Below are 1,002 nucleotides of genomic sequence, written 5' to 3'. Positions count from 1 at the left end.
GGATCAGCCAGACCAGCAGCACCCCAAGCGCCTGCAGGCCAATGAACGGCACGACCCCTTGGTAGATTTGACGGGTGGTGACCTCCTTTGGTGCGGCGCCGCGCAAGTAGAACAGCGAAAAGCCGAACGGCGGCGTCAGAAAGCTGGTCTGCAGGTTGATCGCGATCAGGATGCCCAGCCAGACCGGATCGTGCCCCATCAGAATCAAGGCAGGCGTCACCAGCGGCAGCACAATGACCGATATCTCGACGAAATCGAGGAAAAAGCCGAGCACGAAGATGAAAAGCATGCAGAACAGCAATGCGCCGGACGGGCCACCCGGCATGTTGCCAAGGATATGCGCCACCCGTTCCTCACCGCCCAGACCGATGAAAACCAGCGAGAACATGCCCGCAGCCAGGATAGTGGCAAAGATCATTGCGGTCATGGTTGTTGTCGACGTCACCGCTTCATGAAGAATACGTTTCTTCAAGCCGCTGCGCAGGGCGGCCAAAACGGCAATGGCTGCGACCGCGGCCAGAAGCGCATAGAACAGCCCCGCTGCGAGGTCGGCCTCGCTGAGGTCGCTGCGTTGCAGACGGACCGGATGAACCCCTGACAGAATCCCCAGCAGGATCAGCGCGGCGGCACCGGAAAGGATCAGCCGGGACGGTCCCCCTGCACGCGCTCCCGCCATCAGCAAGGCACCGATGCCGCCTACCGATGCGGCCTCGGTCGGAGTGGCGACACCGCCCAGGATGGCACCGAGCACGGCGAAAATCAGCAGGATCGGCGGCACCACAGCGCGCATGACCTGGCGTCCGCTGGGACGGGCCAGCTCCTCCGGGGCGGAGGGCATGTCCTGTGGCCGCAGCATGCCTCTAACCAGGATGTAAAGAAGATACAGCACCACCAGCACCAGTCCAGGCACCAGTGCGGCGGCAAAAAACTGGCCAACCGACAGTGCCTCGACCGAGAATTTTCCCTGCTCGTACTGGGCCTGCTGATAGGCATTCGACATCA

General features: G+C 62.2%; 1 protein-coding gene. It reads right to left on the bottom strand.

Annotation, left to right across the window (positions count from 1 at the left end):
- A partial coding sequence (locus A2I95_RS42415) for a TRAP transporter large permease subunit (RefSeq protein ID WP_291738218.1) occupies positions 1-1,002 on the bottom strand: 1,002 nt, incomplete at both ends.

It is taken from the genome of Leisingera sp. F5 (genome assembly GCF_001593695.1).
The sequence above is the reverse complement of the archived record's forward strand: the minus strand, read 5'-3'. Positions and strand labels throughout refer to the sequence as shown.